This window comes from Rhodococcus sp. D-6 (assembly GCF_040256695.1).
Taxonomy (GTDB): Bacteria; Actinomycetota; Actinomycetes; order Mycobacteriales; family Mycobacteriaceae; genus Rhodococcus; species Rhodococcus pyridinivorans.
Window position 1 is genome coordinate 3,658,048 of record NZ_CP132970.1, and the last position, 25,214, is coordinate 3,683,261.

Here is a 25,214-nt window from a genome sequence, read left to right on the forward strand (position 1 = left end):
TCACGCCAGCGCGCACACAACCGGGAGGTACGCAACAACAGTTCCGGGTTCGCAACACGGCCAGCAACTGCCGGCGTTGCGAACCTTCACTACGTGTTGCGTACCTCGTGTACGACCGATGCCCCGCTCGAAGTCGCCCGACGGTCCGCTCCGGCTCCGTGAGGGCGCCTTCTGCTATCGTCCCCACCCGGACGTATCGGGGGATTCTGTCGGGGGGCAGTGGTGACATTGCACGTAGATCCTGAAGTGCTGCGCACATTCGCAACCTTCGTGGCGGACACCGCCGACGCGATCGACGACTGGGACGTCGGCGAACCGTATGCCGTGTCGCAATCAGCACTTCCCGGAACGGGATTCGCGGCCGTCTGCGCACGAGCCTTCACCGCCAACGATCAAGCACTCGGCAACGTGTGCAGTCGCCTGCGCGAGATCGTCGACATCACCGACGGCGCCGCGAACGACTACGTCGTCGCAGAGACGGACTTCGTGGCTGCACTCTCGGCGATGGATCAGCACGGATGAGACCGGGAGTCGCTGCGGTCCGGTCCTGGAATCCCGACGCGCTGCGAACCACCGCCGACCACCTCGACGTGCTCGTCGACACACTCGACGACCGCATGAAAGGTCTGCTCACCGAGCAGGATGTGCTCGCCGAGCGATGGTCCGGCGACGCCGCGCGTGCCGCCGCCGCGCGAGTGGTCCGCGAACGCTCGCTGGGCAGCTCCATCGCCGAAGCCCTCCTGCAGATCGCGGAGGCGTACCGCACCGGCGCGTGGCTCGTCGAAGGCACCCGCCTGCACCTCCTGTCGGTCGTGGGCGGCGCCGAACAGTCCGGGTTCACCGTGCACGACGACGGCACCGTCGACCCCTCCGACCAGATCCACATCCTCTCGGCGATACTGCCGAGCGAAGCCGTCGCAGAGGCCCGCGTTCGCCTCGAACACGAAGCAACGGAACTGACCCACGCCGTCACCGGCGCTCTCGAACAAGCGTCGCGAGCCGCAAACGAAACAGCCGATCGCATCACCGCCGCCGTTGCGGTACTCGAAGAAGCCCGGGATGCCGCGGCGCCGGGGAAGGTCGTGCAGAACGAGAACGGTGAGTTCTCGTTCTGGCCTCCGGATTGGCCGGCCTCTATAGCGGGAGCCACTATCGGGTTGACCGCAGACTCGACGAAGGAGGGACTGAAGAGTGCTGCGACAGCGTCCGGGGACGACGTTGCCGGCCGTATTGCGTCTCGAATTGGGCCCGTGGGAGCAGCATTAGGAGTGATCCCCGCGATCTCGAACGACATCGAGACCGGAATGGACCCGGCCGAAGCAGTCGTTACCGAGAGTATTGGCGCTGCATTTGGATACAGGATCGGCTCCGGTTTGGGCAAACTTGTCGGAGGAGTGGCAGGGTCATTGATCGCACCGGGCGTGGGAACCGGCGTAGGTCTTGTTGCCGGGACCGTGCTCGGTGCCACGATTGGGCTGGGTGTCTCGAGAGGATTACAAGGACTATGGCGTTGAGCAATCTATTCAATTGGCGCTCAGCGCTCTTCAGGTCACGCATGATGAAGCCAGACAAGCCACCTGAAAATGCGTGTGCCATCCATTGGCCGTGGCCACAGCACTTTCATGTTGTGGCAATGTTGATCTCAGTACTCATGATTGCGCTGGTGCCTGTCTTCGCTGCACTCACGCTGCAACAGTGGACACAGGATGATGTCCTAGCCGCCGTCGGTTTCGCAGGAATCACGCTCGGACTCGCCCTATCGAGTCCGATCTGCTTCCACGAAGCGGGAATCCGTCATCTCGCCTTGTCCCGGCTGGTGGTTCATCACCATCATCCCGAGCACGGTGCTGGAATCCGGATACCGACACGTCGTTGGGGAATCTCGACTGTCGTCGGTACCGCACTCGCGCTCGGAACCTACAGTCTCGCTGCAGCGATCGCGGTTTCACATCGGTCCGGCGAAAGCCTTCTCCCACATGGTCGAACCGAGAGCGAGGGGCTTCCCTTCTTGATTGTTCTGGTATTCGTCTGCTTTGCGACGGCGGTGTTTCTTCTGGCCGTCCGATCGGACACGCGACTCGACATATATCGCGGGGGTATCCGGAGGCGGGTCTGTAGACGAGTTCTGACTCATGCGCAGGTGATCGATCACTTCATTCCCTGGAACGAGATCGAGCGTATCGAGGTCGGAGATCTCGGCGTCCGCTTGGGGTCCGCACAGTATCCGGTAGTCGACCTTTTCACCGTTTCACCGACGGCAGAAGACCTCCGGACCCGTCACGACGGAGTCAACAGGTTTGCGGTGATGGTTCATCAACTCGCTGTGGAGCCCAACACTCTGTTCACACTCATGAAACGTCTGGTAGAGAATCCGTGCGATCGTGGACTCCTCACGGGATCCGGTGCAGTCGACCTTTTGCGCCCTCCGCCGCTGCGGGAACGATTCCGCGCAGCACGCAAGCCGTCGCGTCAGCACGGGAACAACCGGTAGGTACGCAAAAGCAACATCGGGTTCGCAACGCGGCCAGTAACTGACGTCGTTGTGAACCCTCACTGCATGTTGCGTACCTCGATCCCCTGCCGCAGCAAGTGACGACCGGTTCGTCACCCCAGAGACAGCGCCGCCACGCCGTACACATTCAAAATGATTCAGGAAGTTGTAGTGACAGCCGGACACAACCGACCTTCTGGGACCGACTTTGCGAGAACGATTCCGGATGGCACGCCACCAGGAGGCGTCTCGATGAACGCTTCGATTCAGACGACTACAAGTAGGCCTCACTCGGACGCCCCTGCCGTTCCTTCTCGGAACGGCGGGGGCGTCTGCGCATCCGGACAGCCGGGAGGTACGCAACAACAGTTCCGGGTTCGCAACACGGCCAGCAACTGCCGGTGTTGCGAACCTTCACTACGTGTTGCGTACCTCGCGTACGACCGATGCCCCGCTCGAAGTCGTCCGACGGTCCGCTCCGGCTCCGTGAGGGCGCCGTCTGCTATCGTCCCCACCCGGACGTATCGGGGGATTCTGTCGGGGGGCAGTGGTGACATTGCACGTAGATCCTGAAGCGCTGCGCACATTCGCAGCCTTCGTGGCGGACACCGCCGACGCGATGAACGACTGGGACGTCGGCGAACCGTATGCCGTGTCGCAATCAGCACTTCCCGGAACAGAATTCGCGGCCGTCTGCGCACGAGCCTTCACCGCCACCGATCAAGCACTCGGCAACGTGTGCAGTCGCCTGCGCGAGATCGTCGACATCACCGACGGCGCCGCGAACGACTACGTCGTCACAGAGACGGACTTCGTGGCTGCACTCTCGGCGATGGATCAGCACGGATGAGACCGGGAGTCGCTGCGGTCCGGTCCTGGAATCCCGACGCGCTGCGAATCACCGCCGACCACCTCGACGTGCTCGTCGACACACTCGACGACCGCATGAAAGGTCTGCTCACCGAGCAGGATGTGCTCGCCGAGCGATGGTCCGGCGACGCCGCGCGTGCCGCCGCCGCGCGAGTGGTCCGCGAACGCTCGCTGGGCAGCTCCATCGCCGAAGCCCTCCTGCAGATCGCGGAGGCGTACCGCACCGGCGCGTGGCTCGTCGAAGGCACCCGCCTGCACCTCCTGTCGGTCGTGGGCGGCGCCGAACAGTCCGGGTTCACCGTGCACGACGACGGCACCGTCAACCCCTCCGACCAGATCCACATCCTCTCGGCGACGCTGCCGAGCGAAGCCGTCGCAGAGGCCCGCGTCCGCCTCGAACACGAAGCAACCGAACTGACCCACACCGTCACCGGCGCTCTCGAACAAGCGTCGCGAGCCGCAACCGAAACAGCCGATCGCATCACCGCCGCCGTTGCGGTACTCGAAGCAACCCGGGATGCCGCGGCGCCGGGGAAGGTCGTGCAGAACGAGAACGGCGAGTTCTCCTGGTGGCCTGACTGGCCATCGACCATCGCAGCGTCGTCCATCGGCGCAATGTCCGGAGCTACCAAGGAACTCCTGACCGACGCGGCAGTGGCCTCGGGCGACGATGTCGCACGCAACATCGCACGTGGAATGAACCCGGCTGCCGCTGCAGTAGGCACCGTTCCTGCGATCGTCAACGACATCAAGGGAGGCATGGATCCCACCGAGGCGGTGGTGTCCGAGAGCGCCGGAACCGTTGTCGGCATGGTCGGTGCATTCCTGGCGTCGAAGGGAACTACCGCGGCTATCGGCGCTGCGACCGGCTCGGTCGTTCCAGGGGTCGGCACCGCCGCCGGCTTCGCTGTCGGGCTTGTGCTCGGGGGCTTTGCCACGTGGTACACATCCAAGAGGATCCAGGAGTTGTGGTGATGACCGAAGGCACGCCGGAAGACCGGAATCACGTTCGCGCCGATAGTTCCTCCGACGCGCCCTGTTGGCCGCAACGTCTTCGAATCGGATGGTGCATAACGGGGGTATGTGTTCTGGTCTTCGCTACGTGGAGTCTGGTTGACAGTTCTGCGAATATCCTCCACGAGGAGTTGGTATCCACGATCGGTTCGCTGTTGTACGGAGCAGCAATGCTGCTCATGGGCGTGATGTGTGTCAGACTCGGCGGGATTCGACATGTCCTGTATTCGCCACGCATCAGAAGTTACAGGCATCCGGAATATGGCACGGGCATCGTTGTTCCTGGAGGACTTACGCCTCTAACCATTTTCATGGTCCTGCTCGTCGTGGTCGGCCTCGGATGCCTGGCCGTAGCGGCGCCGACCATCTACATCACCGACAAATCCGAGTTGCCTTACGGTCGCGACCCTCACGCCACTGCAATCTTCATGCTCGTGGGTGGGGTCGTCGCCCTGATCGCGTCGGCAGTGTTCGTATGGTTCCGGCTCCCGACAACAGTGGGGTTGTACCCGCAAGGAATCGAAAGAGTCGTACGCTCTCGCAAGCTCCGACGAAACAATGCCACCGTGCAATTTGTGCATTGGAACGATATCGAGGGCATCGCCGGAACGGATATCGTGACCCGTTCCGGATACGGCGACGTCCGGACTCCGATGATCCACGTCCACACGACCGGGCGGTTTCCCCCTGAAGCGCGCATCCCCCACGACGAAGAACACACCCTCGCCATCGTCTGCACCTGGCTCATCGCCGAACCCAACGCCCTCTTGACCCTGATCCGACAGATGAGCGAACGCCCGAACGACCGCACGCTCCTCGCTCGGGAAGACGCGGCCGAACTTCTCAGACCACCGCCGTTGCGAGAACGATTCCGGATGGTACGCCACCAGGAAGCGTCTCGGTGAACGCTTCGATTCAGGCGACGCTCTCCGACTACCTCGCAACACACGAAGTCGGACTGAGCCCCTGCGACCCGGACGATCCGCGGCACCCGCAACCGGAACTCCAGGCGCCGGAGGGTTGGATAGTTCTCCCTCGCGATGTCTTTCCGCATGCACATACGGTTCTCGTGGCTCCCGAGCACGTCGCGGACGATTGGGTGCCCAACGCCGTCCTCCTCCACTGCGCACTGTCGAAATGGCGGCCGACGGACGAACTGCTGGAGGTCGCGGCGCGTGAAGCTCGCGAACTGCCCGCGTGGAGGGAGACGCTCCGCGACACATCCGATTTCCGCGGGCACCGATCGATGATCATCCAAGGCTCCTATCGAGTGGACGACGTCGAGTACACCGCCGTGACGCGATATCTCGTGATCGACCACGAGTACGATCGCTACCTGACGCAACTGACGGCAACTGCACGCTCCTACAGTCTCGGGTCGCTCGACGTTCACATTCACACAATCCACGAAAGTCTGATCATGCGGCAGGAGGGAAGGCTACATGAGTGACTATGCCGGAAACTCTTCTGTACAGCGCCAATTCGATCCTGTATGGCCACAACGCTTCCGGCCGTTCTTGTTTGCCCTCGGTGCCATTCCGGCCTGGCTCACCGTCACGGTGCTGGCCTGGGGCGCCGGTGAGGATCATTCGACCTCGATGATCGACTCCTTGTTCATCGCCGCAGTGGTCATGCTGCCCGCAGCACACATGTTCCACATGGCAGGATTCCAACGGATCGGATTGCACCCCGGGATCCGGCACTGTCACGACGACACCCATGGACGTGGAATCGAAATTCCCTATCAACGGTTGCTTTACGCGCACGCGGCCTTCTGGCTGTCCTTCTTCACTGTGATAGTGGCGATCGGCATCCGTTCAGCCGACGAGCGACGAGGGATGAACGAACTTTCCGACCCTCACCCTCCGGACGGTTCTTTCTGGATGTGGACGACCTTGGCCGTGGTCCTCGCGGGTGCCCTTCCGTTCCTGTTGCGGCCACGTGGAGGTCTGTACCTCTATACAGAAGGCATTCAGCGTCGCACGAGGGTTGCGTCCATGAAGATGGTGTACGAACCGGACCTGAACGAACTGGCCGGCGTGTCGTAACCGAACGAAAGACGGTCACCGCGTGATTCTTCGAGAGAGCTACCAACTCGACTCGACGAAAGAGCACGCGATGACCACTGCCTACGATATCGATCTGCGCCAGCTTGTCGAAGACCGACTCACCGGCGCCAGCCCCGACCTGCTGCGCGAGCTGCTGACGATGTTCGTCCACGCCCTGATGGGCGCCGAGGCCGACGCGCTGTGCGGCGCCGACTACGGCCAACGCTCCGACGAACGCGTCAACGTCCGGAACGGGTACCGGCATCGGGACTTCGATACCCGCGTCGGCACCCTCGACTTGGCCATCCCCAAGCTGCGGCAGGGTTCGTACTTCCCGGACTGGCTGCTCGAGCGGCGCAAGCGGGCCGAACGTGCCCTGACCTCGGTTGTTGCGACCTGCTACCTGCTCGGCGTCTCGACCCGCCGGATGGAAAAACTCGTCGACACCCTCGGGATCACTTCGCTGTCGAAGTCCCAGGTCAGCGTGATGGCGAAAGATCTCGACGCCCAGGTCGAGGCCTTCCGGAACCGACCCCTCGATGCGGGCCCGTACACGTTCGTCGCCGCCGACGCCCTGGTGCTCAAGGTCCGCGAGAACGGGCGGGTGGTGAACGTGCACGCCCTGGTCGCGGTCGGGGTCAACGCCGACGGTTACCGCGAGATCCTGGGGCTGGACGTCACCTCCAGCGAGGACGGCGCCGGCTGGCTGACCTTCTTCCGGGGCCTGGTGGCCCGCGGACTGACCGGGGTGAGGCTGGTGACCTCCGATGCCCACACCGGCCTCGTCGCGGCGATCGGCGCCACCTTGCCCGGCGCCTCCTGGCAGAGGTGCCGCACCCACTACGCGACCAACCTCATGGCCGTCACACCGAAGTCGTCGTGGCCCTGGGTGAAGACGCTACTGCATTCGGTCTACGACCAGCCCGACGCGGATTCCGTTCACGCCCAATATGATCGAGTGATCGATGCCCTCGAAGCCAAGCTGCCGAAGGTCGCCGAGCACCTCGACGCCGCCCGGGTCGACCTGTTGGCGTTCACCGCGTTCCCCAAGCAGATCTGGCGGCAGATCTGGTCCAACAATCCGCAGGAGCGGCTCAACAAGGAGATCCGCCGTCGGACCGACGTGGTGGGGATCTTCCCGGACCGCACCGCTCTGATCCGACTTGTCGGAGCGGTGCTGGCCGAACAGCACGACGAGTGGATCGAAGGCCGCCGCTACCTCGGCCTCGACGTACTCGCCCGTTCCCGCACCGACAAGCGCGCCGACAGCGTCGCCGAGGAGACCGAGGAGGTGACACCGGCCTTGACCGCCTGATCCACCGACGAGGAATCACGCGACGACGTCGTACACCACCTCACGGGACTTGACCCGCACGAGTTGGCTCTACCGTCGCGCAGTGTCGGATGTTTTCGTCCGGTGGGAGGACATCGAGCAGATCGTGCCCGACGTCTACACAGTGACGTCTCGTGGTGCGGAGATACACCATCCGCTCATGAGGTTCCGTGTTCCGGGATTCCGTGTGACACGTCCGCGCGTGCCTCACGACCAGCCGGGTGCCTTCACCGTGATGGCGTACGTTCTCGTCAGCGAACCCAACGCGCTGGTCGGACTCATCGACCGTCTCCATCGGTGTCCCGAAGATCGCCATCTCGTCACCACACCCGAGGCCCCAGAACTCCTTCGTCCTCTCCCGGTGCGGGAACGCTTACGCATCGCGCGGAAGGTTCCGCGTCAACAGTGGGAATGGTGATGGGTACGCAACACCGATGGCGGGTTCGCAACACCGCTGGTGACCGACCGTGTTGCGAGCCTTCACCCCGCATTGCGTACCTCGGTCAGTTCCCGTTGTTCGGGCCGTGGACGCGGCGGTGCAGTGCTTCCATCCGCAGGTCCAGATCGCGCGCAGTTTCCGCGGCGAGGCGGAGCTCCTCGCGCAGTTCGTCCGGTACCTCGCGGTCGTGCTTGTAGTAGATCTTGTGTTCCAGGCTCGCCCAGAAGTCCATGGCGACCGTGCGGATCTGCAGTTCGACGTAGACGCGCTCGACCCGGTCGGACATGTACACCGGGATCTGGACGATCACGTGCACGCTGCTGTACCCGTTGGGCTTCGGGCGCGCGATGTAGTCCTCGATCTCGACGACCGTCACGTCGAGCTGGCTCGTGATCATGTCGATGATCCGGTAGACGTCCGACGTGAAGCTGCACGTGATGCGGATGCCTGCGATATCGCGGACGGCCTCGCGGATGCCGTCGAGCGAGGCGGGCGCACCCTTCCGTTCCGCCTTGGCGAGGATCGACTCGGGACTCTTCAACCGCGACTTCACGTGCTCGATCGGGTTGTACTCGCGGGCGTAGGTGAACTCCTCGCGCAGGATGTTGATCTTCGTCATCATCTCGTCGATGCCGAACTTGTACACCATGAGTGCGCGTCGCAGATCTTGCGCGAGATGCTCCACTGCGACCAGCGGTGCCTGCACGTCGTCCGGTGTCGGTAGTCCCGGTTCGGGTTCGCCCACCGTCGTCTTCACTCGATTCCTCCTCGATCACTTCCGGGATCGAGTCTGCCAGTCCGACCACGACAGGCGGTTCTGACCGCCCTGACCTGCAGTGATGCGAGATGGTCCACTCGAACAGGACTCCCGCCGATCGTCGATCGAGGCATCCGGACGCCTCGAAGCCCAGTGCTTGCCCCAACCGAGTTCAGCGCTTACCCCGACCGAGTCGGTCGAGCACGACCGCCCGCAGCGAACGCGCTTCGATGCCGGCCTCGCGGCGGGCGCGTCCTCGGGTCTCGAGCACCCCGATGAGCGCGATCACCCAGATCGGGTACTGCGCGAACCATGCGACGCGGAAGGCGTCGAAGGTGTAGCCGCCGAGCCGGTCGAGCACGATGCCCATCGTCTGCACGACCAGCAGTGTCGCGAGGAAGCCACCGATGTTGACGATGCCGTTGGCCGTGCCGAGCGCGGTCCCGGGATTGAAGGTGCGGGCGTAGTCGAAGCCGATCATCGATCCCGGCCCGCCCACCGAGATGACGACGACGAGCACCACGAGCAGCCACAGCGGTGCGGGTCCGGGCAGGGCGAGCACCGCCGACCACGTCACTGCGCTGGCGAGGATGATCATGAGCACGAGCCACGAGCGTCTGGTCGGGAAGCGTCCCGACAGCACGCCGAGGATGGGTCCGGCGGAGATGGCGGTGACCACCGAGACGGTCAGCATCGAGCCGGCCGCCGCGGGTGACAGGCCCTGAGCGGAGACCAGATACGGCACGCCCCACATGAGCGCGAAGGTCGTCACCGAGAACTGCGTGCCCATGTGGGTGAAGAAGCCGAGCTTGGTGCCGGGGCGCCGCCACACCGTGCCGAGCCCGCCGATCACCTCCCGCAGCCCTGACGCGGTGGCTTCGCGCGTCTCACCGGGCGGGGTGTCGCGCACGACCGCGAACACCAGCACGCACGCGAGCAGGCCGAGTGCCGCGGCACTGCCGTAGGCGGCCGTCCATCCCGTGCCGGTGAGCAGCAGGACGAACGGCACCGCCGACAGCACCTGGCCGAGCTGGCCAAAGATGCCCGTCAGCTGCGAAACGACAGGTACGCGGCGCGGCGCGAACCACACCGGCACGAGCCGCAGCACCGAGATGAACGTCAGGGCGTCACCGACACCGACCAGCACTCGGGCCAGATACGCGACCGGCAGCGACTCGGTGACGGCGAGGATCGCCTGACCGACGGCGAGGATCACGGCGCCGGTCGCGATCATCCGCCGCGAACCGAACCTGTCGAGGAGCACACCGGCCGGGATCTGCATCCCCGCGTAGACGATGAGCTGGAGGACGACGAAGCCGGACAGCACCGACGGTGAGATATCGAAGCGTTCGGTGGCGGCGAGTCCGGAGACACCGAACGCCGTCCGGTGGAGGACGGCGACGATGTAGGCGAAGACTCCGATACCCCAGACCAGCCATGCCCTCATGTCACAAGGACGATACGCGTCGGTCTGTTAACGGTGCTGATTACTCACGTCCGAGCGACACCCACATCGGGTCGGCCGCACGCGGACCGGCGACCTTGTCGGCGAGACGATCCAGCCGTGCAACCTGCTCGTCGGTGAGCGTCACGTCGAGCGCTCCGGCGTTCTCGGTGACGCGATTCGCGTAGCGGGTGCCGGGGATCGACACCGACGGCAAGCCGAACTCGCGCCCCTTCGCGTCCAGCCATGCCAGGGCGATCTGCGCGATGGTCGCGTCCGCCTCCTTCGCAACCGCCCGCACCTCTTCACGGACCGCGAGGTTGGTCGGCAGGGCGTCGGCGTCGAAGCGCGGGAAGCGCTTGCGCAGGTCGTTCTCGGCGACCTGTCCGGGATCGAAGGCGTCGGTGAGCAGCCCCCGGCTCACCGGCGAGTACGGCACGAAGCCGATGCCGAGTTCGGCGGCGGTGGGCACCACGTGCCGTTCGACGTCGCGCGAGACGATGCTCCACTCCGACTGGATCACCGCGATCGGGTGGACGGCGTGCGCGCGGCGCAGTTCGTCGCCCGTGGCCTCCGACAGTCCGATGTGCTGCACCTTGCCGGCCTGCACGAGTTCGGCGAGGGCACCGACCGTATCCTCGACCGGCACGTCAGGATCCACGCGGTGCAGGTAGTACAGGTCGACGTGGTCGACGCCGAGACGCCCGAGCGACTCGTCGATGGCCTGCTTCGCGTATTCGGGACGGCCGTTGATGCGACGGTTGGCGGTGCCCGTGCCGCCGACCGCGCCGACGAGACCGAACTTCGTCGCCAGCTGGACCTCGTCCCGCCGGTCGGCGAGCAGCGTGCCGACCACCTTCTCGCTGGTGCCGTCGCCGTAGACGTCGGCGGTGTCGATGAAGGTGATGCCCAGATCCACGGCGTGGTGCAGGGTCGCGAGTGCCTCGTCGAGATTCACCTCGCCGTATGCGGGGGCGACGGACATCGCGCCGTAACCCTGGGCGCTGACGACGAGACCGGGCGCGAGCTGGACGGTGGGGACAGGCATGTACTTCTCCTCGACGACGACACGGTGCGACTCCCGATCGTCCCGCATCCCGCGCATGATCGCAGGAGTTGAAATCGCCGTGATCCGAGCAGCCCGCGCCCTAGGCTGAGATCCATGGTGACCGACTGGCTTTCCCTGCAACGAACCGCGCGTCGCGAGTTCGACGACCGTGTCGCGCAGATCCGCGACTGGCACGCACCCACCCCGGACACCGAGTGGGACGTCACCGACCTGGTGTGGCACATGGTCGACGAGCAGCGCTGGATCCAGCCGCTGCTCTCCGGCCGTTCCCTCGACGACGCGAAGGCCGCACTCGAACCGATCGGGGACGATCTTGCCGCCGAATGGGCACGCTTCGCCGAGCAGGCGACCGCCGCGTGGGCGATGACGTCACCGTCCCAGGAGGTCCACCTGTCCTACGGCACCGTCCCGTGCCTCGACTACATGAAACAGCAGGTCGCGGACATCACCGTGCACACCTGGGATCTCGCCCGGGCCATCGGTGCCGACGAAACGCTCGACGCCGACCTCGTCGACGCCGTGCTCGCCGACATCGAACCGCAGAAGGACATGCTCGCCTCGAGCGGTCTGTTCGCCGATCCCGTCCCGGTCCCCGACGATGCGTCCCCGCAGGACCGGCTCATCGCCCTCACCGGCCGCGACCCCAGGAAGGCGTCATGACGGACCGAGCCGATATCAAGCCCCGCAGCCGCGACGTCACCGACGGCATGGAGAAGGCCGCCTCGCGCGGCATGCTCCGTGCGGTGGGGATGGGAGACGAGGACTGGGGCAAGCCGCAGATCGGTGTGGCGTCGTCGTGGAACGAGATCACCCCCTGCAACCTCCCGCTCGAACGCCTCGCGCGATCGGTGAAGGAGGGCGTGCACGCCGCGGGCGGTTATCCGCTCGAATTCGGCACCATCTCCGTGTCCGACGGGATCTCGATGGGGCATGAGGGTATGCACTTCTCCCTGGTCTCCCGTGAGGTCATCGCCGACAGCGTCGAGACGGTGATGCAGGCCGAGCGACTCGACGGCTCGGTGCTGCTCGCGGGATGCGACAAGTCCCTGCCCGGCATGCTCATGGCTGCCGCCCGCCTCGATCTCGCCGCCGTCTTCCTGTACGCCGGGTCGATCCTGCCGGGCATCGCGAAACTGTCCGACGGCACCGAACGCGACGTGACGATCATCGACGCCTTCGAAGCGGTCGGGGCGTGTGCGCGGGGCCTGATGTCCGAGACCGACCTCGACGCGATCGAGCGTGCCATCTGCCCCGGCGAGGGTGCGTGCGGCGGCATGTACACCGCGAACACGATGGCCGCCTCGGCCGAGGCGCTCGGCATGTCGCTGCCGGGAAGCGCGTCGCCGCCCGCCACGGATCGTCGCCGCGACGGTTTCGCCCGGCGCAGCGGGCAGGCGGTGGTCGAGTTGTTGCGTCGCGGAATCACGGCCTCCGACATCCTCACCAAGGAGGCGTTCGAGAACGCCATCGCGGTGGTCATGGCCTTCGGGGGATCCACGAACGCCGTGCTCCACCTGCTCGCGATCGCGCACGAGGCGCAGGTGGATCTGAGCCTCGACGACTTCGTCCGCGTGGGCGCGCGGGTGCCGCACCTCGCCGACGTCAAACCGTTCGGCCGGCACGTGATGAAGGACGTCGACCACATCGGCGGTGTCCCGGTCATCATGAAGGCGTTGCTCGACGCAGGTCTGCTACACGGCGACTGCCTCACCGTCACCGGGAAGACCGTCGCGGAGAACCTCTCCGGCATCGCGCCCCCGGACCCCGACGGCAAGGTGCTGCGCGCCCTGAGCGACCCCATCCACCCCACGGGGGGCATCACGATCCTGCGGGGCAGTCTCGCTCCCGGCGGAGCGGTGGTGAAGTCCGCAGGCTTCGACGAGTCGGTCTTCGAGGGAACGGCGCGGGTCTTCGAACGCGAACGCGCCGCGATGGACGCGCTCGAGGACGGCACCATCACCGCAGGCGACGTGGTGGTCATCCGGTACGAGGGTCCCAAGGGCGGCCCGGGCATGCGCGAGATGCTCGCGATCACCGGTGCGATCAAGGGTGCCGGGCTCGGCAAGGACGTCCTGCTGCTCACCGACGGACGATTCTCCGGTGGTACCACCGGGTTGTGCGTCGGGCACGTCGCCCCGGAGGCCGTCGACGGCGGCCCCATCGCCTTCGTCCGCGACGGCGACCGAATCCGTCTCAACGTCTCGAACGGCCTGCTCGACGTGCTGGTCGACGAGAAGGAAATGGAAACGCGGCGACAGGGCTGGGAGCCACTGCCGCCGCGCTACACCCGGGGTGTACTGGCGAAGTACACGAAGCTGGTCGGTTCCGCATCGAACGGTGCGGTGTGCGGATGAGGGGCGGGTGAACCCTCCCGCTCCGGGGGTGCTGCTAGATCGGACGGAAACCTGCGCCCGGCCCGCCCCGACCGTTGATGTCGGCCATGATCACGTCGATGTTCGTTCCGACCTCGGGGCCGGCGCACGGCGCGAGCAGGTAGGCGTTGACCATCGCGACGAGCGTCGTGCCCACCACGAGCGGTGCGCCCGAGTCGCCTTCGATGACGCACACCTGCGTCCAGGTCTCCTGCGAGCCGAACACGTCGCCCCAGACGATGCCGCAGGTGTTGCCCGTGGTGCGGCCTTCCTTGCAGGCGATGTTCGGGAAGCCCGCGGGGGCACCGAGGCCGGTGATCGTCACGTTGCCGACGCGGTTGACCGGAACGACCTTGCTCCGGTCGAACTCGATCACGGCGTAGTCGAGCCGTTCGTTGGTCGACACGATGCGGCCCACCGAGCCGGCAGCGAGGTCGTATTCGGCTTTCACCGTCATGCCGGGAGAGCCGCAGTGCGCGGCAGTGAGACCCACGAGGCGTCCGGCGGCGTCGTTGCCGATCGTGGTGAGCGTGCAGTCGAAGATGTCCTGCCCGTTATCTCCGAGAGTGATGCCCGAACCGCCACCGAGGGTGACCGGAGGAGCCGCGACGGCCACCCCGGAACCCGCGCCGACCAGCGCGACCGCGCTCGCGATTGCAACAACCAGTTTTCTGAACATGGAGGCCCTCCTGCGCTGCGCCGTCCGGCAGCCGTCGGGCTGAGCGTACTAGAGGTTTCCGCCGGATTTCCGGGTTGCGCCCAAGCTTTCCAGAGCTTGACGGGCCTCCTCGAGCTCGCGGCTGAGCTGCGCGACCCGCTCCTCGGCCGCGCGACGCGCCTCCTCGATCACCGACTGGACGGCCTCGGTGGCCGTGGGATCGCCGAGTTCCTTCACCGCACGTTCGACGGCGTCGGGTGCGACCGTTGCGGGCTTACCGACCTTGCGGGTGCCGTGCGCGACCCCCACCGTCCACTCGTTCTCCGGGTCGATCGTGACGGTGATCGTGATCGACGGCGCCTTCTTCGCTTTGCGGGCCGGGGCCTTCGGCTTCGCCGGTGCCGGCGGCCGGGAGGCGGGAGTGTCGGACGAAGCGGGGGTCGTCTGGGTCACGGGCTTCTTCTCCTGGGCGCGGGGAACCGCAGCGACTGCTGGGCTCTCGGATTTCTGGGGAGCAGGCTTCGGTGCAGCAGGCCTGGATGCGGTAGCCCGTGGGGTCGTGGGTTGCACAGGTGCCACCTTCGCGGGAGCTGCCTTCGCCGGAGCGGGCTTCGCACCACCGGACGTGCGTGCGGTCTTCGCCGGTGCGCGCTTCGTTCCGGCCGGCTCGCGGGTGGCGCGCAGTTCGTCGGTCTCGAACGGCAACTCGTCGTCGACGCCCTTCGGCCGCACCATCACGGTGCTGCCGCTGATCGATACCACCCGCGCCGACGTCCCCGGGTCGATGCCGAGACTCGGAATGCCCTCGACGAGGTAGACGGTCGCGCGGCGCCCCTCGGCGAGAGCGGCACCGAGCTCTCCGAGTTGTTCCTCCGTCAGGTGGTCCGCGCGTCTGCGGGGCGACATGCGACGTCCTTTCTCGGTTCGCCGAAGGGTCGGCAGGGCTTCGATGTCGGTCACTGTCGCACATCCGTACGACACGCCTGTACGCCTGTTCGATACGACCTGCCGCGCGCATGGGCCCGGGGCACGGTAAGGATGGAGTAGTGACCCCGTCCGATCCGGCACCTGCATCAGGAACCGACGTGCTGTCCGTGATCCAGTCACAGCTGGAGAACGCGCTGCTCGGTGGTCCTCTTCGTTACACCCTGAACGAGGTGGCCGAGTTGTGCGGGCTCGCACCTGCGCGGGTGCGCCGGCTGTGGCAGGCACTCGGTCTGACCGTCGATCCCGATCCCGACGTCGTGATGTTCACCGACGGCGACGTCGAGGCCCTGCGTGCGACGGCGGCCATCATCGCGAGCGGCGCGATCGACGAAAGCCTCGAGGTGCCCGCGGCCCGGTCGATCGGACAGTCGATGTCGCGGCTGACCGAGTGGCAACTGAATCTGCTCAACACCCACGTCTTCACCCAGTTGGCCTCCGCCTACGCGAAAACGGAGACTCCCCCGCAGGAAGAGGAGATCCGCGCGCTGATCGACCACATCGTCGATCGCACGACCGAGCTCGCGGTGAGCCTCCAGAGCCACATGTGGCGTCGGCACCTGGTGGCCACGACCGCCCGGGCCGCCGCGCGCCCGCAGGATTCCGGGGAGCTCCACGAGTTGGTCGTCGGTTTCGCCGACATGGTCGGCTACACACGGTTGACCCGGCAGATCGATGCGGCCGCGCTGAGCGAGCTGCTCGACTACTTCGAATCGGAGGTCTCCGACGTCATCGCCCGGCACAACGGCTGGGTGATCAAAACCGTCGGCGACGAGGTGATGTTCGCGGCCGAACGTCCGGTCGACGCCGCACGGATCGCCCTCGAACTGCAGGATTCGTTCAGGTCCCAGAAGGACTATCCGGACCTGCGGATCGGACTGGCGTGGGGCCAGGCGTTGCCGCGCTTCGGCGACCTGTTCGGTTCGGTCGTCAACATCGCGGCCCGTCTCACCGGCGCGGCGCGGCCGGGCACGATCCTCGTCGACGAGAACCTCGCCGATGCCCTCTCCGACTGCGAGGAGTTCCGCTTCCAGACGGTGCGCACGCTGCGGCTGCGGGACTTCCAGCATTCGCGGCTGTACGTCCTGCGTCGTCCGCGCGAGGAGAAGAAGGCGGCGGTGGGCGTGGAGGGTCTGCACGACGAGGACATGGGTCTGTGACCGGCGGGCTGACAACAGTCGACGAGAAGCCCGATACTCCTTCATACCCACTGATACTTCTTCCGACCTCCTTCGCCCTCGAGGAGACCACGAAGTACCGCGGCATCCTGCGTAGCACCACAGGTTCACATCCCCCGGTCGCCGAACCGGTTCCGATCACCGCACTATCGCAGAAACAACCCTCGTGTATCCAGGGACGACTCCTCCGCGCGCACCCCACCACGCCGTAGTGGTGCGGGCCGAACAGAACATGCCGGTACCCCGCGATACCGTCACCGCCGAGATCTGACACCGGCACCGCCGGAAAGGAACGCGTGCGGCAGCCTCAGTGCTGCCCGCACCGGGGCGAAAGGGGGGACGCGATCGCCGGCACCGAACTGACCGACCACCGTCGGTTCGCGTTCACCACCCGCCCCCATGCGGCGGTCGACGACGCGACCCGCAAGATCGGTGCGGCGATCGGTGTTGCGATCACGGGCAGCGTCCTGGCCGCAGCCTACGGGCACGGCATCGATCCGGTGGCGCCGATGATCCCCGAGCCGGCCCGGGCCGCCGTGCAGGATTCGCTCGCCGCCGCGATACAGGTCGCCGAGCATGCGGGTCCGCAGGGCGAGCAACTCGCCGAACTCGCACAGAACGCCTTCCTCGACGGCTTGCAGCAGGCATCGTGGGCAGTCGCCGCGATCTTGCTGGTCGGAGCGTTGATCTCCGCCTTCTGGCCACCCCGGCGCTCGTAACCCTCCCCTCTCTTTTCTTTCTCGATGCCCGCGACGCAGGTCGCGGGCATTGTGCTGTGCGCGTGATCACGCTAACCTGGATAACAGTTACTAGTCGTCACACTAAAAAGGTGGAGGCATGACCGCATCGCTCACCCGCGAGACCAGCAAGGGCTTCATCCCCGGCGTCGCACTGTCCGATCGCGAAGAAACCGCCGGACGACTGCTCGCCTCGTCCGCACGTAAGTCGTACGACCCGGTCGTCGAGGTGGACTGGGAAGCCCCCGTCCCCGACGACAAGTTCGGAATGACCCCCGAATGGAGCACGCTCTACGGCACCGCACTGTGGGACGAGCTCACCGACGAACAGCGCATCGAGCTGACCAAGCATGAGGCCGCGAGCGTTTCGAGCGTCGGCCTGTGGTTCGAGATCCTGCTCATGCAGATGCTCCTGCGCGACGTCTACGACCGCGACAAGCATTCGCGTCACGTCCAGTTCGCCCTCACCGAGGTCGCCGACGAGTGCCGCCACTCGGTGATGTTCGCGCGCGCCGGCGAACGGCTGAACATGCCGGGCTACGGTCCGGCCCGCTACATCCACCAGCTCGGTCGCCTGTGGGGCCATTTCTTCAAGGGCGCCAACGCCTATGCATCGGTCATGGCTGCCGAGGAGATCCTCGACATGATGCAGCGCGACTTCATGCGCGACGAGCGGGTGCAGCCCGTCACCCGCGCGGTGTCGAAGATCCACGTCCTCGAGGAAGCGCGCCACATCCGCTTCGCCCGCGAGGAGGTCGCACGCCGACTCGCCGGTGCGAGCCGCACGCGACTCGCGTTCGAGCGGTTCAACACCGCGCTCGTGGTGTTCTTCGTCGTCAAGAGCATGATCCACCCCGACGTTTACGCCAATGCGGGCCTCGATCGCGAGCGCGCTCTGCAAGAGGCGAAGGGCAACAAGCACTATCACGATCGCGTGCGCAAGTCCGGCGCGAAGCTGATGACCTTCCTCGACAACGTCGGCCTCATCGGCGGACCGTCGAAGATCCTCTACAAGAAGGTCCACCTGCTCTGACACGGCCTACGGCCATACAACGAACTGTGCGCAGTTCTCGTCGATCTCCTCGAGGGATTTCCGACGAGAACTGCGCACAGTCCTTCGTGGCGAAAGCCGAAAGGCGTCAGCCCACCTTCTCGGTGGCCTGTAGGCTGTCGTCGCGCTCCTGCTCCGGGAACAGCGTGCGCGTGATCTTTCGAGCGGTATCGGCGACGATCGGCGCCACCCACTCCAGGCGGGTCGAACGCGCGTCCGCTGCCAGCGACAGGGCGGCGACCGGGCCGTCGACGCCGCGGAGCGCGACGCCCACGCATCCGATGCCCCGCGCAGCTTCCTCACGTTCGAACGCGACGCCACGACGCTTGCGAATGCGGTTGAGCTCCTGGTGCAGTGCGACGTGATCGCGGATGGTGCGCTCGGTGCACGGCACGAGAGTCTTGCCGTACAGCGCGTCGATGCGTTCGGGCTCGAGCCACGCGAGGATGGACTTGCCGGCCGCGGTGGCGTAGGCGGGGAACCGACCGCCCACCCGTGACGGCACGCTCGACGCGAACTGTCCACCAACCTTGTCGAGGTAGAGCACCTCGTTGCCCTCGAGGACCGTCAAGTGGACGACGGCGCCGGTCTGCATCGCCAGGTCGTGGAGATGCGGCGCAGCGGCCTCCCGGATGCGGCGGTGGCCCGTGTCGCTGCCACCGAGACCGAGGGCACGCGGGCCGAGGCAGTAGCCGAAGGATGCGTGCTCGATCCAGTCGCGACGCACGAGGTGATCGAGGATGCGGTGCACCGTCGAACGGGGCAACCCGGAGCGACAGGTGACCTCTTCGAGAGTGAGTGCGCCGCGGCTGTCGAAGGCCTCCAGGATGAGGGTCATCCGATCGACCATCGATGGTGGAAGTTCTCGTTTCGACGAGGTTCCGACGGGCTCGAGCGCGGAGTCGACGGCGGTCAACTGCACCTCCATAAGTCCTGGCCACGACCCTGCGCGCCTCATGAAACTGGAATCTGTTCCAGAACGTTAGCAGTAACAGAGGTCACACCGGAAGGGGTACACACAGACTGTAGGTACTCCGGAGTCAGTTTCCTGGCGAGAGCGAATTCCTATGAGTCTGGTCGGAATCGTGCGGACAGGTTATTGTCGGGACCGTGAGCAAGACGTACGAGCGCGCGAGCCGGTCGCCGCACCGTCGTGCCCAACTCTCGTGTATCCGCGGGTGCCTGGCCCGCTGACCGCCGCACCCGTTCCTGCCCCCTCCACACCGCCGTACGGTGATGTCGTGTGCGGGGCCCGAAGGTCAGCATGTCGACGATCAGAACACATCCCGAATCCGGAGCAGAGCCATGAGCGACACCACCCCTGAAGCAACCGATCCCAGCGCGAACTGGAGCTTCGAGACCAAGCAGATCCACGTGGGACAGCCCGCCGGCGGCGACACGAAGGCCCGGGCCCTGCCCATCTACCAGACCACCAGCTACACCTTCGACAACACCGATCACGCCGCGGCGCTGTTCGGTCTCGCCGAACCGGGCAACATCTACACCCGCATCATGAACCCGACGCAGGACGCGGTCGAGCAGCGCATCGCTGCCCTCGAAGGTGGCGTCGCCGCCCTCCTCCTCGCGTCCGGACAGGCCGCCGAGACCTTCGCGATCCTCAACCTGGCGCAGGCCGGCGATCACATCGTGTCGAGCCCGTATCTCTACGGCGGCACGTACAACCTGTTCCACTACACGCTGCCCAAGCTCGGCATCGAGGTCACCTTCGTCCAGGATCCCGACAACCTCGACCAGTGGCGCGAGGCCGTCCGCGACAACACCCGCGCGTTCTTCGGCGAGACGATCGCCAACCCGAAGAACCACATCCTCGACCTGCCCGGCATCTCGGGTGTCGCCCACGAGAACGGGCTACCGCTGATCGTCGACAACACGGTCGCCACCCCCTACCTGCTCCGCCCGCTCGAGCACGGTGCCGACATCGTCGTGCACTCGGCCACCAAGTACCTCGGCGGCCACGGCACGGCCATCGCCGGTGTCATCGTCGACGGCGGCACGTTCGACTGGACGCAGGGCCGCCACGTCGGTTTCACGACCCCCGACCCGAGCTACCACGGTGTCGTCTTCGCCGACCTCGGCGCTCCGGCCTACGCACTCAAGGCGCGCGTGCAACTGCTGCGCGACATGGGCGCGGCGGTCTCCCCGTTCAACGCCTTCCTCATCTCGCAGGGCATCGAGACGCTGAGTCTGCGCATCGAGCGGCACGTGGAGAACGCACAGAAGGTCGCCGAGTTCCTCGAGGGACGCCCGGAGGTCACCTCCGTCGCCTACGCCGGCCTGAAGTCCTCGCCGTGGTACGACCGCGCCCAGCAGCTCACCCCGCGCGGCGCCGGTGCGATCGTGGTGTTCGAGCTCTCCGGCGGCATCGACGCCGGCAAGCGCTTCGTCAACGCGCTGACCCTGCACAGCCACGTCGCGAACATCGGCGACGTCCGTTCGCTGGTCATCCACCCCGCGTCGACCACCCACTCGCAGCTCACCGGCGAGGAGCAGATCGCCGCGGGTGTCACCCCGGGTCTCGTGCGACTCGCCGTGGGCATCGAGAACATCGACGACATCCTTGCCGACATCACCACCGGTCTCGAGGCTGCCGGCAGCTGATTCCCGCACATCGACAACGGCGACGGCCCATCCCTCGGGGTGGGCCGTCGCCGCGTTCGGCGTATGTGCGCTCAGTCGTTGCGTGCGAGCGCCTGCGCGATCCGCTCGGCCTGCGTGCTGCTCTCGAGCAACTGCCTGACCAGCCACAGACGCAGGACACGAGTGACCGCGGCGGCGAGATGGACCGCCACACCGATCAGAGTGACAGCCACGAAGCCGAGAGCGAGCAACTGGTAGGACAGCAGGTCACGGGTATCGGAGAGGGTCAGCGACGCAATGTAGACGACGAAGATCGCGACGGCGCCGATCACCATCAGGGCCAGGCCGACGATGCGGGCCTTTCCTCCCGAATCCGGACGGGGAGCGTCGAGACCCAGCGCTGCAACGTCCTTCTTGAACTGTTCACGTCGCTCGTCGGCGAGTGCGGTCATGGTCATCCTCCTAGATAGGTGGTGGAAAGTTCTTCTTCGATCTCCGCCGGATCGCCCGTGCGCACCACCCGGCCCTGCAACATCAGCGCGGCACTGGTGGCGATCGGGAGCACCGCTCGCGCGAACTGTTCGGCTACGAGAATCGACACCCCCTCGGCGGCGAGTTCGCCGACGATGTCGTAGATCCGGGAGACGATGCGCGGTGCCAGGCCCATCGACAGTTCGTCGAGCAACAGCACCGTGGGATGGGTACCGAGCGCCCGCGACAGCGCAAGCATCTGCTGTTCGCCGCCGGACATCGAACCGGCCAGCTGCGATCGGCGCTCACCGAGAACGGGGAATCGCGTGTACGCCACCTCTTCGAGGTCTGCGAGAGGAACACCGGTGCCGGTTCCGATCCACAGGTTCTCGCGGACGGTGAGGTTGGGGAAGATGCCGCGTCCCTCGGGAATCGAGCACACCCCCAGACGTGCGAATTCCGCTGCGGACACACCGTTGACGACGCGGCCGGCCAGCCGGAACTCACCCGACGAGACCGGATGGATACCCGAGCACACGCGCAGGGTCGTCGTCTTACCTCCGCCGTTGGGCCCGAGCAGGGCGACCACCGCGCCCGGTTCGAGTATGAGATCCACGCTGTGCAGCACCTCGATCGCACCGTATCCGGCCCGGACACCCGACAGTTCGAGCAACGGTTCGACGCTCATACCGCTTCCTCCTCGGTGCCGATGTAGGCGTTGATCACTGCCGGATCGTTCTTGATCTCGTCCGGGACGCCACTGGCCAGCACCGCGCCGTAGTCGAGCACGTGAATCCGGGAGCAGATCTTCATCACGAGCGGAATGTCGTGCTCGACGAGGCAGATCGCGAGACCCGAATCGGCCAGATCGCGGAGCAGGGCGGCGAACGCCTCCGTTTCCTGTTCCGTCTGCCCGGAGGCGGGTTCGTCGAGCAGCAGCACCCGCGGCGAGGTCATCAACGCGCGGGCGACCTCCACGACGCGGGCGCGGCCGGTGGGCACATCCGAGACGTCGGTGCTCGCGATATCGGCCAGGCCGGTCAGCTCGAGGAGCCGGTCGACTTCCTCTTCCAGATCGATCTTGTTGCGTCCGTTGGCATTGTGGATGTCCCCGGCCACTCGGAGGTTGTCGCGCACGGACAGCGACACGAACAACTCGAGACGCTGGAACGTGCGGGCCATACCCATGCGGGCCCGCTTGTAGGGCGGTAGCGACGTGATGTCACGACCATCGAGGAAGACCTTGCCTACCGTCGGCCGTTGCAGGCCGGTGATCGTGTTGAACAGGGTCGTCTTCCCGGCCCCGTTGGGTCCGATCAGGCCCGTCACCGTTCCCGGTTCGATTCCGAGGCTCACGTCCTCGACCGCGACGTGTCCGCCGAATCGGACTGTGATTCCGCGTGTTTCCAGAATGAGTGTCTCAGCCATGAGGAATCAGTTCCTTCTCCGACCCGGTGGCACGTGCGGCCAGAAGTTCGTCGATGCCGAGTTCACGGTCGATCTCGTCCCGTGCCTGCTCGTTGTAGGGCTCGTCGATTCCGATCCGTTCGGGAACCAGCGGCGCGCGACGTTGCGCTTCCTCTGCGCCGAGCACAGCTTCGGGCATCAGCCACTGTCCCACGACCGGAAGCATGAACACCGTCGCGATGGTGATCGACGCGAACCACCAGTTGTCGAGCACGCCGACGAGCGCGAGCAGGTAGGACACGAGCACCACCGCGGCACCCCCGACCAGCACGGGCTCCGCGTTCTTCAGGTGACGGTAGCCCTCCACCATCTGGTGGACGCTGCCGCTCGGGTTGGCCGCGACGCCGATACCGATGAGCGCGGGGCTCACTGCGGCGACGTGACCGAGGAAGGTCCACATTCCGGCCAGTTCCGGCTGTCCCGCAGCGAGATCGGAGAACGAAACCATGATGACGGCGAAGCCGATACCCGACATCAGACCACCGAACAGCGCACCGGAGACGTAACCGATACCGGCCACGACGGTGAGCATCAGCAGCGACAAGCTCACCATGATCGAGAAGCTTTCGTTCGACACCGAGCCCATCGCACTCGACATGAACAGCCCGCCCAGTCCGGCGATGCCCGCCGACAGGGTGAAGACTCCGAGCTTCAGACGCACCAGGCTCTGGCCGAGCATCGCCGCCGCGGCGGGGCTGTCCTTCATCGCTGCGAGCCGGCGGCCGTAGCCGCTGTTGCGCAGGGCGATGAGGCCCACGCCGAGAACGGCGAAGATCACCGTCACCGTCATGAGGAAGGCCGTCTCGTTCCGCAGGTCGAGTGGGCCGACCTTCAACGGCGGGATCGCGATGTTGCCGTCGGTGAACAGCGAGAACCTGATTCCGAACAGCTCGTGCTGGGTGGTGTCGCGCAGCACCATGTTCGACAGGAACACACCGAACGCCATCGTGGCCAGGGCGAGATAGAGGCCGCGCAACCGCAGGGCCGGAAGCGCAATGAGCCCGCCGATCACGGCCGTGACGGCGACGCCGAGCGCCACGCCCCACAGGTTCAGGTGGGCAGCCAGTCCGCTCCCGGAGATACCGAAGTGGAACGCCACGATCGTCGCGATGGCACCGAAAGATACCGGCGCGAGGTTCATCTCGCCCGCGTATCCGGTCAGCAGGGTCAGCGACAACGCGATGATCGCGAAGGCCATGCCGATCGTGAGGGTCGTGACCGCCGACGTCACCATGAGCAGGCGGATGGCATAGACGATGACGACGAGCGCGACCGCCCAGGCGATCGCCTTGCGCACCGACGGCACGTGGTAGCGCTCCCGGGTACGGGTGACGGCACCGCGCAACCGATCCTGCGGCAGTACGACGAGAACCACGAACAGCGCGATCATCGGCAGGGACACCCGCAGATTCGACGTCCACGTCCACGCGGTCGGGAAGTAGGCGAGCACGTATGTGGCTGCCAGGCCGAGGAACAGCGCACCGGCGAAGGTGCGCGGAATGCTGCGCAGCCGGCCGAACATCGCCGCCGCGAACGCGTCGATGACGAGCAGGGTCAGCATGTTCGCTTCGAGGGTGCCACCGTTGATCGGTGTCACGAGGACACCTGCCAGCACCGCGAGGGTCGAACCCATCATCCAGGACAGCGCGGCGAGCCGGTCGGGGTCGTGCCCGTTCAGGCGCAGCAGATCGGGATCATCGACCACACCTCGCATCGCCACTCCGACGCGGGTGCGCACGAACATGATTCGCAGTCCCACGGCGATGAGCACCGCGGCGGCGAGACAGATCAATTCGTGGTAGCGAATGGTGACGCCGAAGAGGTCGATCCTTGCCTGGTCGCCGAAGAACATCGTCATGGTGCGTGCGGTCTCCGGATGCCAGAACCAGTGCGACACCGAGACCATGCCGAGCAGGATCGACACGGTGACGACGATTTTGGTGACCTCGGCGGTGTCACGCATGCCGCGCATGATCACGACGTAGAGCAACAGGCCCGTCATCGGGCCGAGGACGCCGAGGACGAGAAGCAACGCGACGGGTGTGGGCAGCCCCCAGCCGTAGCGCAGTTGCCAGTAGGCGAACGCACCGAGCATCGCCTGTGCGCCGTGCGCGAAGTTGAAGATGCCGGACGTGTTGTAGGTGAGAACGAGGCCCGATGCAGCGATCGCGTAAACCGATCCGAGCACCAACCCCACGATCGTGAAGGTCAGAAAGGTGTCCATACGAGTACC

General features: G+C 65.8%; 25 protein-coding genes. 15 read left to right on the forward strand and 10 right to left on the reverse strand.

What is annotated here, in order from left to right; translation table 11 throughout:
• Positions 1-246: 246 nt before the first annotated feature.
• The 9 genes from RBB84_RS17025 (at position 247) to RBB84_RS17065 (ending at position 7,738) form a co-directional block, all read left to right on the forward strand.
• Entirely contained in the window at positions 247-522 is a 276-nt protein-coding gene (locus tag RBB84_RS17025; RefSeq protein WP_350246319.1) for a hypothetical protein, read from the forward strand.
• A complete protein-coding gene (locus RBB84_RS17030) occupies positions 519-1,514 on the forward strand; it encodes a hypothetical protein (protein ID WP_350246321.1) in 996 nt (331 codons plus the stop codon). The genes RBB84_RS17025 and RBB84_RS17030 overlap by 4 nt, the downstream gene beginning before the upstream one ends.
• Positions 1,515-1,555: 41 nt before the next feature.
• Positions 1,556-2,491, forward strand: a complete 936-nt coding sequence (locus tag RBB84_RS17035; protein ID WP_350246323.1) for a hypothetical protein — start codon at positions 1,556-1,558, stop codon at positions 2,489-2,491.
• 550 nt (positions 2,492-3,041) lie between these two features.
• Positions 3,042-3,341, forward strand: coding sequence for a hypothetical protein (locus RBB84_RS17040; RefSeq protein WP_350246309.1), 300 nt, complete (start codon positions 3,042-3,044; stop codon positions 3,339-3,341).
• Complete coding sequence (locus tag RBB84_RS17045) at positions 3,338-4,336, forward strand: hypothetical protein (protein ID WP_350246324.1); 999 nt, start codon at positions 3,338-3,340, stop codon at positions 4,334-4,336. Before RBB84_RS17040 ends, RBB84_RS17045 begins: the two co-directional genes overlap by 4 nt.
• Positions 4,336-5,280 carry a hypothetical protein gene (locus RBB84_RS17050; RefSeq protein WP_231912166.1) on the forward strand — a complete coding sequence of 315 codons (945 nt, stop codon included), beginning with the start codon at positions 4,336-4,338 and terminating at the stop codon, positions 5,278-5,280. Before RBB84_RS17045 ends, RBB84_RS17050 begins: the two co-directional genes overlap by 1 nt.
• Positions 5,277-5,825, forward strand: a complete 549-nt coding sequence (locus RBB84_RS17055; protein WP_064257812.1) for an LpqN/LpqT family lipoprotein — start codon at positions 5,277-5,279, stop codon at positions 5,823-5,825. Before RBB84_RS17050 ends, RBB84_RS17055 begins: the two co-directional genes overlap by 4 nt.
• A complete protein-coding gene (locus tag RBB84_RS17060; RefSeq protein ID WP_350246326.1) occupies positions 5,818-6,423 on the forward strand; it encodes a hypothetical protein in 606 nt (201 codons plus the stop codon). Before RBB84_RS17055 ends, RBB84_RS17060 begins: the two co-directional genes overlap by 8 nt.
• 70 nt (positions 6,424-6,493) lie before the next feature.
• On the forward strand, positions 6,494-7,738 hold the full coding sequence (locus tag RBB84_RS17065) for an IS256 family transposase (RefSeq protein ID WP_350246327.1): 1,245 nt from the start codon (positions 6,494-6,496) through the stop codon (positions 7,736-7,738).
• Positions 7,739-8,259: 521 nt separating this feature from the next.
• On the opposite strand, the gene RBB84_RS17070 is transcribed toward RBB84_RS17065, so the two are convergent.
• From RBB84_RS17070 to RBB84_RS17080, 3 genes are all read right to left on the reverse strand, one after another.
• Positions 8,260-8,952 carry a GTP pyrophosphokinase family protein gene (locus tag RBB84_RS17070; protein ID WP_024102151.1) on the reverse strand — a complete coding sequence of 231 codons (693 nt, stop codon included), beginning with the start codon at positions 8,950-8,952 and terminating at the stop codon, positions 8,260-8,262.
• Positions 8,953-9,124: 172 nt separating this feature from the next.
• The gene (locus RBB84_RS17075; protein WP_064257041.1) at positions 9,125-10,399 is read right to left on the reverse strand and encodes an MFS transporter; all 1,275 of its coding nucleotides are present in this window, start codon (positions 10,397-10,399) and stop codon (positions 9,125-9,127) included.
• A gap of 40 nt (positions 10,400-10,439) precedes the next feature.
• Positions 10,440-11,444 (reverse strand): aldo/keto reductase, encoded by a 1,005-nt coding sequence (locus RBB84_RS17080; RefSeq protein WP_064257047.1) that lies wholly within the window; start codon positions 11,442-11,444, stop codon positions 10,440-10,442.
• Positions 11,445-11,558: 114 nt separating this feature from the next.
• On the opposite strand from RBB84_RS17080, the gene RBB84_RS17085 reads away from it, so the two are divergent.
• A complete protein-coding gene (locus tag RBB84_RS17085) occupies positions 11,559-12,125 on the forward strand; it encodes a TIGR03086 family metal-binding protein (protein WP_024102154.1) in 567 nt (188 codons plus the stop codon).
• Positions 12,122-13,819, forward strand: coding sequence for a dihydroxy-acid dehydratase (ilvD, locus tag RBB84_RS17090; RefSeq protein ID WP_064257040.1), 1,698 nt, complete (start codon positions 12,122-12,124; stop codon positions 13,817-13,819). Before RBB84_RS17085 ends, ilvD begins: the two co-directional genes overlap by 4 nt.
• Before the next feature lie 34 nt (positions 13,820-13,853).
• Here ilvD and RBB84_RS17095 read toward each other — a convergent pair whose 3' ends face one another.
• Positions 13,854-14,516, reverse strand: a complete 663-nt coding sequence (locus RBB84_RS17095) for a hypothetical protein (protein ID WP_006550994.1) — start codon at positions 14,514-14,516, stop codon at positions 13,854-13,856.
• 48 nt (positions 14,517-14,564) lie between these two features.
• Positions 14,565-15,401: a DUF6319 family protein gene (locus RBB84_RS17100; RefSeq protein ID WP_064257046.1), complete on the reverse strand. Its 837-nt coding sequence runs from the start codon at positions 15,399-15,401 to the stop codon at positions 14,565-14,567.
• Between the two features lie 140 nt (positions 15,402-15,541).
• Between RBB84_RS17100 and RBB84_RS17105 the strand changes: the two genes are divergently transcribed.
• The 3 genes from RBB84_RS17105 (at position 15,542) to RBB84_RS17115 (ending at position 18,427) form a co-directional block, all read left to right on the forward strand.
• Positions 15,542-16,639, forward strand: coding sequence for an adenylate/guanylate cyclase domain-containing protein (locus tag RBB84_RS17105; protein ID WP_024102157.1), 1,098 nt, complete (start codon positions 15,542-15,544; stop codon positions 16,637-16,639).
• 314 nt (positions 16,640-16,953) lie between these two features.
• Positions 16,954-17,376 carry an MFS transporter gene (locus tag RBB84_RS17110; RefSeq protein WP_231912081.1) on the forward strand — a complete coding sequence of 141 codons (423 nt, stop codon included), beginning with the start codon at positions 16,954-16,956 and terminating at the stop codon, positions 17,374-17,376.
• A 118-nt stretch (positions 17,377-17,494) separates the two neighbouring features.
• Positions 17,495-18,427, forward strand: coding sequence for a diiron oxygenase (locus RBB84_RS17115; protein WP_006550998.1), 933 nt, complete (start codon positions 17,495-17,497; stop codon positions 18,425-18,427).
• Positions 18,428-18,533: 106 nt separating this feature from the next.
• Here RBB84_RS17115 and RBB84_RS17120 read toward each other — a convergent pair whose 3' ends face one another.
• Positions 18,534-19,373: an IclR family transcriptional regulator gene (locus tag RBB84_RS17120; protein WP_041803465.1), complete on the reverse strand. Its 840-nt coding sequence runs from the start codon at positions 19,371-19,373 to the stop codon at positions 18,534-18,536.
• A gap of 377 nt (positions 19,374-19,750) precedes the next feature.
• Between RBB84_RS17120 and RBB84_RS17125 the strand changes: the two genes are divergently transcribed.
• Positions 19,751-21,064, forward strand: coding sequence for a bifunctional o-acetylhomoserine/o-acetylserine sulfhydrylase (locus RBB84_RS17125; RefSeq protein ID WP_006551000.1), 1,314 nt, complete (start codon positions 19,751-19,753; stop codon positions 21,062-21,064).
• 71 nt (positions 21,065-21,135) lie between these two features.
• On the opposite strand, the gene RBB84_RS17130 is transcribed toward RBB84_RS17125, so the two are convergent.
• From RBB84_RS17130 to RBB84_RS17145, 4 genes are read right to left on the reverse strand one after another with little or no spacing between them, the layout of a single operon-like run.
• Entirely contained in the window at positions 21,136-21,501 is a 366-nt protein-coding gene (locus RBB84_RS17130) for a hypothetical protein (RefSeq protein WP_082921089.1), read from the reverse strand.
• Complete coding sequence (locus RBB84_RS17135) at positions 21,498-22,202, reverse strand: ABC transporter ATP-binding protein (RefSeq protein WP_006551002.1); 705 nt, start codon at positions 22,200-22,202, stop codon at positions 21,498-21,500. Before RBB84_RS17135 ends, RBB84_RS17130 begins: the two co-directional genes overlap by 4 nt.
• A complete protein-coding gene (locus RBB84_RS17140; protein ID WP_064257038.1) occupies positions 22,199-22,942 on the reverse strand; it encodes an ABC transporter ATP-binding protein in 744 nt (247 codons plus the stop codon). The genes RBB84_RS17135 and RBB84_RS17140 overlap by 4 nt, the downstream gene beginning before the upstream one ends.
• On the reverse strand, positions 22,935-25,205 hold the full coding sequence (locus tag RBB84_RS17145; protein ID WP_024102161.1) for an ABC transporter permease: 2,271 nt from the start codon (positions 25,203-25,205) through the stop codon (positions 22,935-22,937). Before RBB84_RS17145 ends, RBB84_RS17140 begins: the two co-directional genes overlap by 8 nt.
• Positions 25,206-25,214: the final 9 nt, after the last annotated feature.

Coding starts and splice junctions, on each gene's coding strand:
- RBB84_RS17030 (WP_350246321.1), top strand. CDS start 519: ATGAGACCGGGAGTCGCTGCGGTCCGGTCCTGGAATCCCGACGCGCTG.
- RBB84_RS17035 (WP_350246323.1), top strand. CDS start 1,556: ATGATGAAGCCAGACAAGCCACCTGAAAATGCGTGTGCCATCCATTGG.
- RBB84_RS17045 (WP_350246324.1), top strand. CDS start 3,338: ATGAGACCGGGAGTCGCTGCGGTCCGGTCCTGGAATCCCGACGCGCTG.
- RBB84_RS17050 (WP_231912166.1), top strand. CDS start 4,336: ATGACCGAAGGCACGCCGGAAGACCGGAATCACGTTCGCGCCGATAGT.
- RBB84_RS17060 (WP_350246326.1), top strand. CDS start 5,818: ATGAGTGACTATGCCGGAAACTCTTCTGTACAGCGCCAATTCGATCCT.
- RBB84_RS17065 (WP_350246327.1), top strand. CDS start 6,494: ATGACCACTGCCTACGATATCGATCTGCGCCAGCTTGTCGAAGACCGA.
- RBB84_RS17075 (WP_064257041.1), bottom strand. CDS start 10,399: ATGAGGGCATGGCTGGTCTGGGGTATCGGAGTCTTCGCCTACATCGTC.
- RBB84_RS17080 (WP_064257047.1), bottom strand. CDS start 11,444: ATGCCTGTCCCCACCGTCCAGCTCGCGCCCGGTCTCGTCGTCAGCGCC.
- RBB84_RS17085 (WP_024102154.1), top strand. CDS start 11,559: ATGGTGACCGACTGGCTTTCCCTGCAACGAACCGCGCGTCGCGAGTTC.
- ilvD (WP_064257040.1), top strand. CDS start 12,122: ATGACGGACCGAGCCGATATCAAGCCCCGCAGCCGCGACGTCACCGAC.
- RBB84_RS17095 (WP_006550994.1), bottom strand. CDS start 14,516: ATGTTCAGAAAACTGGTTGTTGCAATCGCGAGCGCGGTCGCGCTGGTC.
- RBB84_RS17100 (WP_064257046.1), bottom strand. CDS start 15,401: ATGTCGCCCCGCAGACGCGCGGACCACCTGACGGAGGAACAACTCGGA.
- RBB84_RS17115 (WP_006550998.1), top strand. CDS start 17,495: ATGACCGCATCGCTCACCCGCGAGACCAGCAAGGGCTTCATCCCCGGC.
- RBB84_RS17120 (WP_041803465.1), bottom strand. CDS start 19,373: ATGGAGGTGCAGTTGACCGCCGTCGACTCCGCGCTCGAGCCCGTCGGA.
- RBB84_RS17125 (WP_006551000.1), top strand. CDS start 19,751: ATGAGCGACACCACCCCTGAAGCAACCGATCCCAGCGCGAACTGGAGC.
- RBB84_RS17130 (WP_082921089.1), bottom strand. CDS start 21,501: ATGACCATGACCGCACTCGCCGACGAGCGACGTGAACAGTTCAAGAAG.
- RBB84_RS17135 (WP_006551002.1), bottom strand. CDS start 22,202: ATGAGCGTCGAACCGTTGCTCGAACTGTCGGGTGTCCGGGCCGGATAC.
- RBB84_RS17140 (WP_064257038.1), bottom strand. CDS start 22,942: ATGGCTGAGACACTCATTCTGGAAACACGCGGAATCACAGTCCGATTC.
- RBB84_RS17145 (WP_024102161.1), bottom strand. CDS start 25,205: ATGGACACCTTTCTGACCTTCACGATCGTGGGGTTGGTGCTCGGATCG.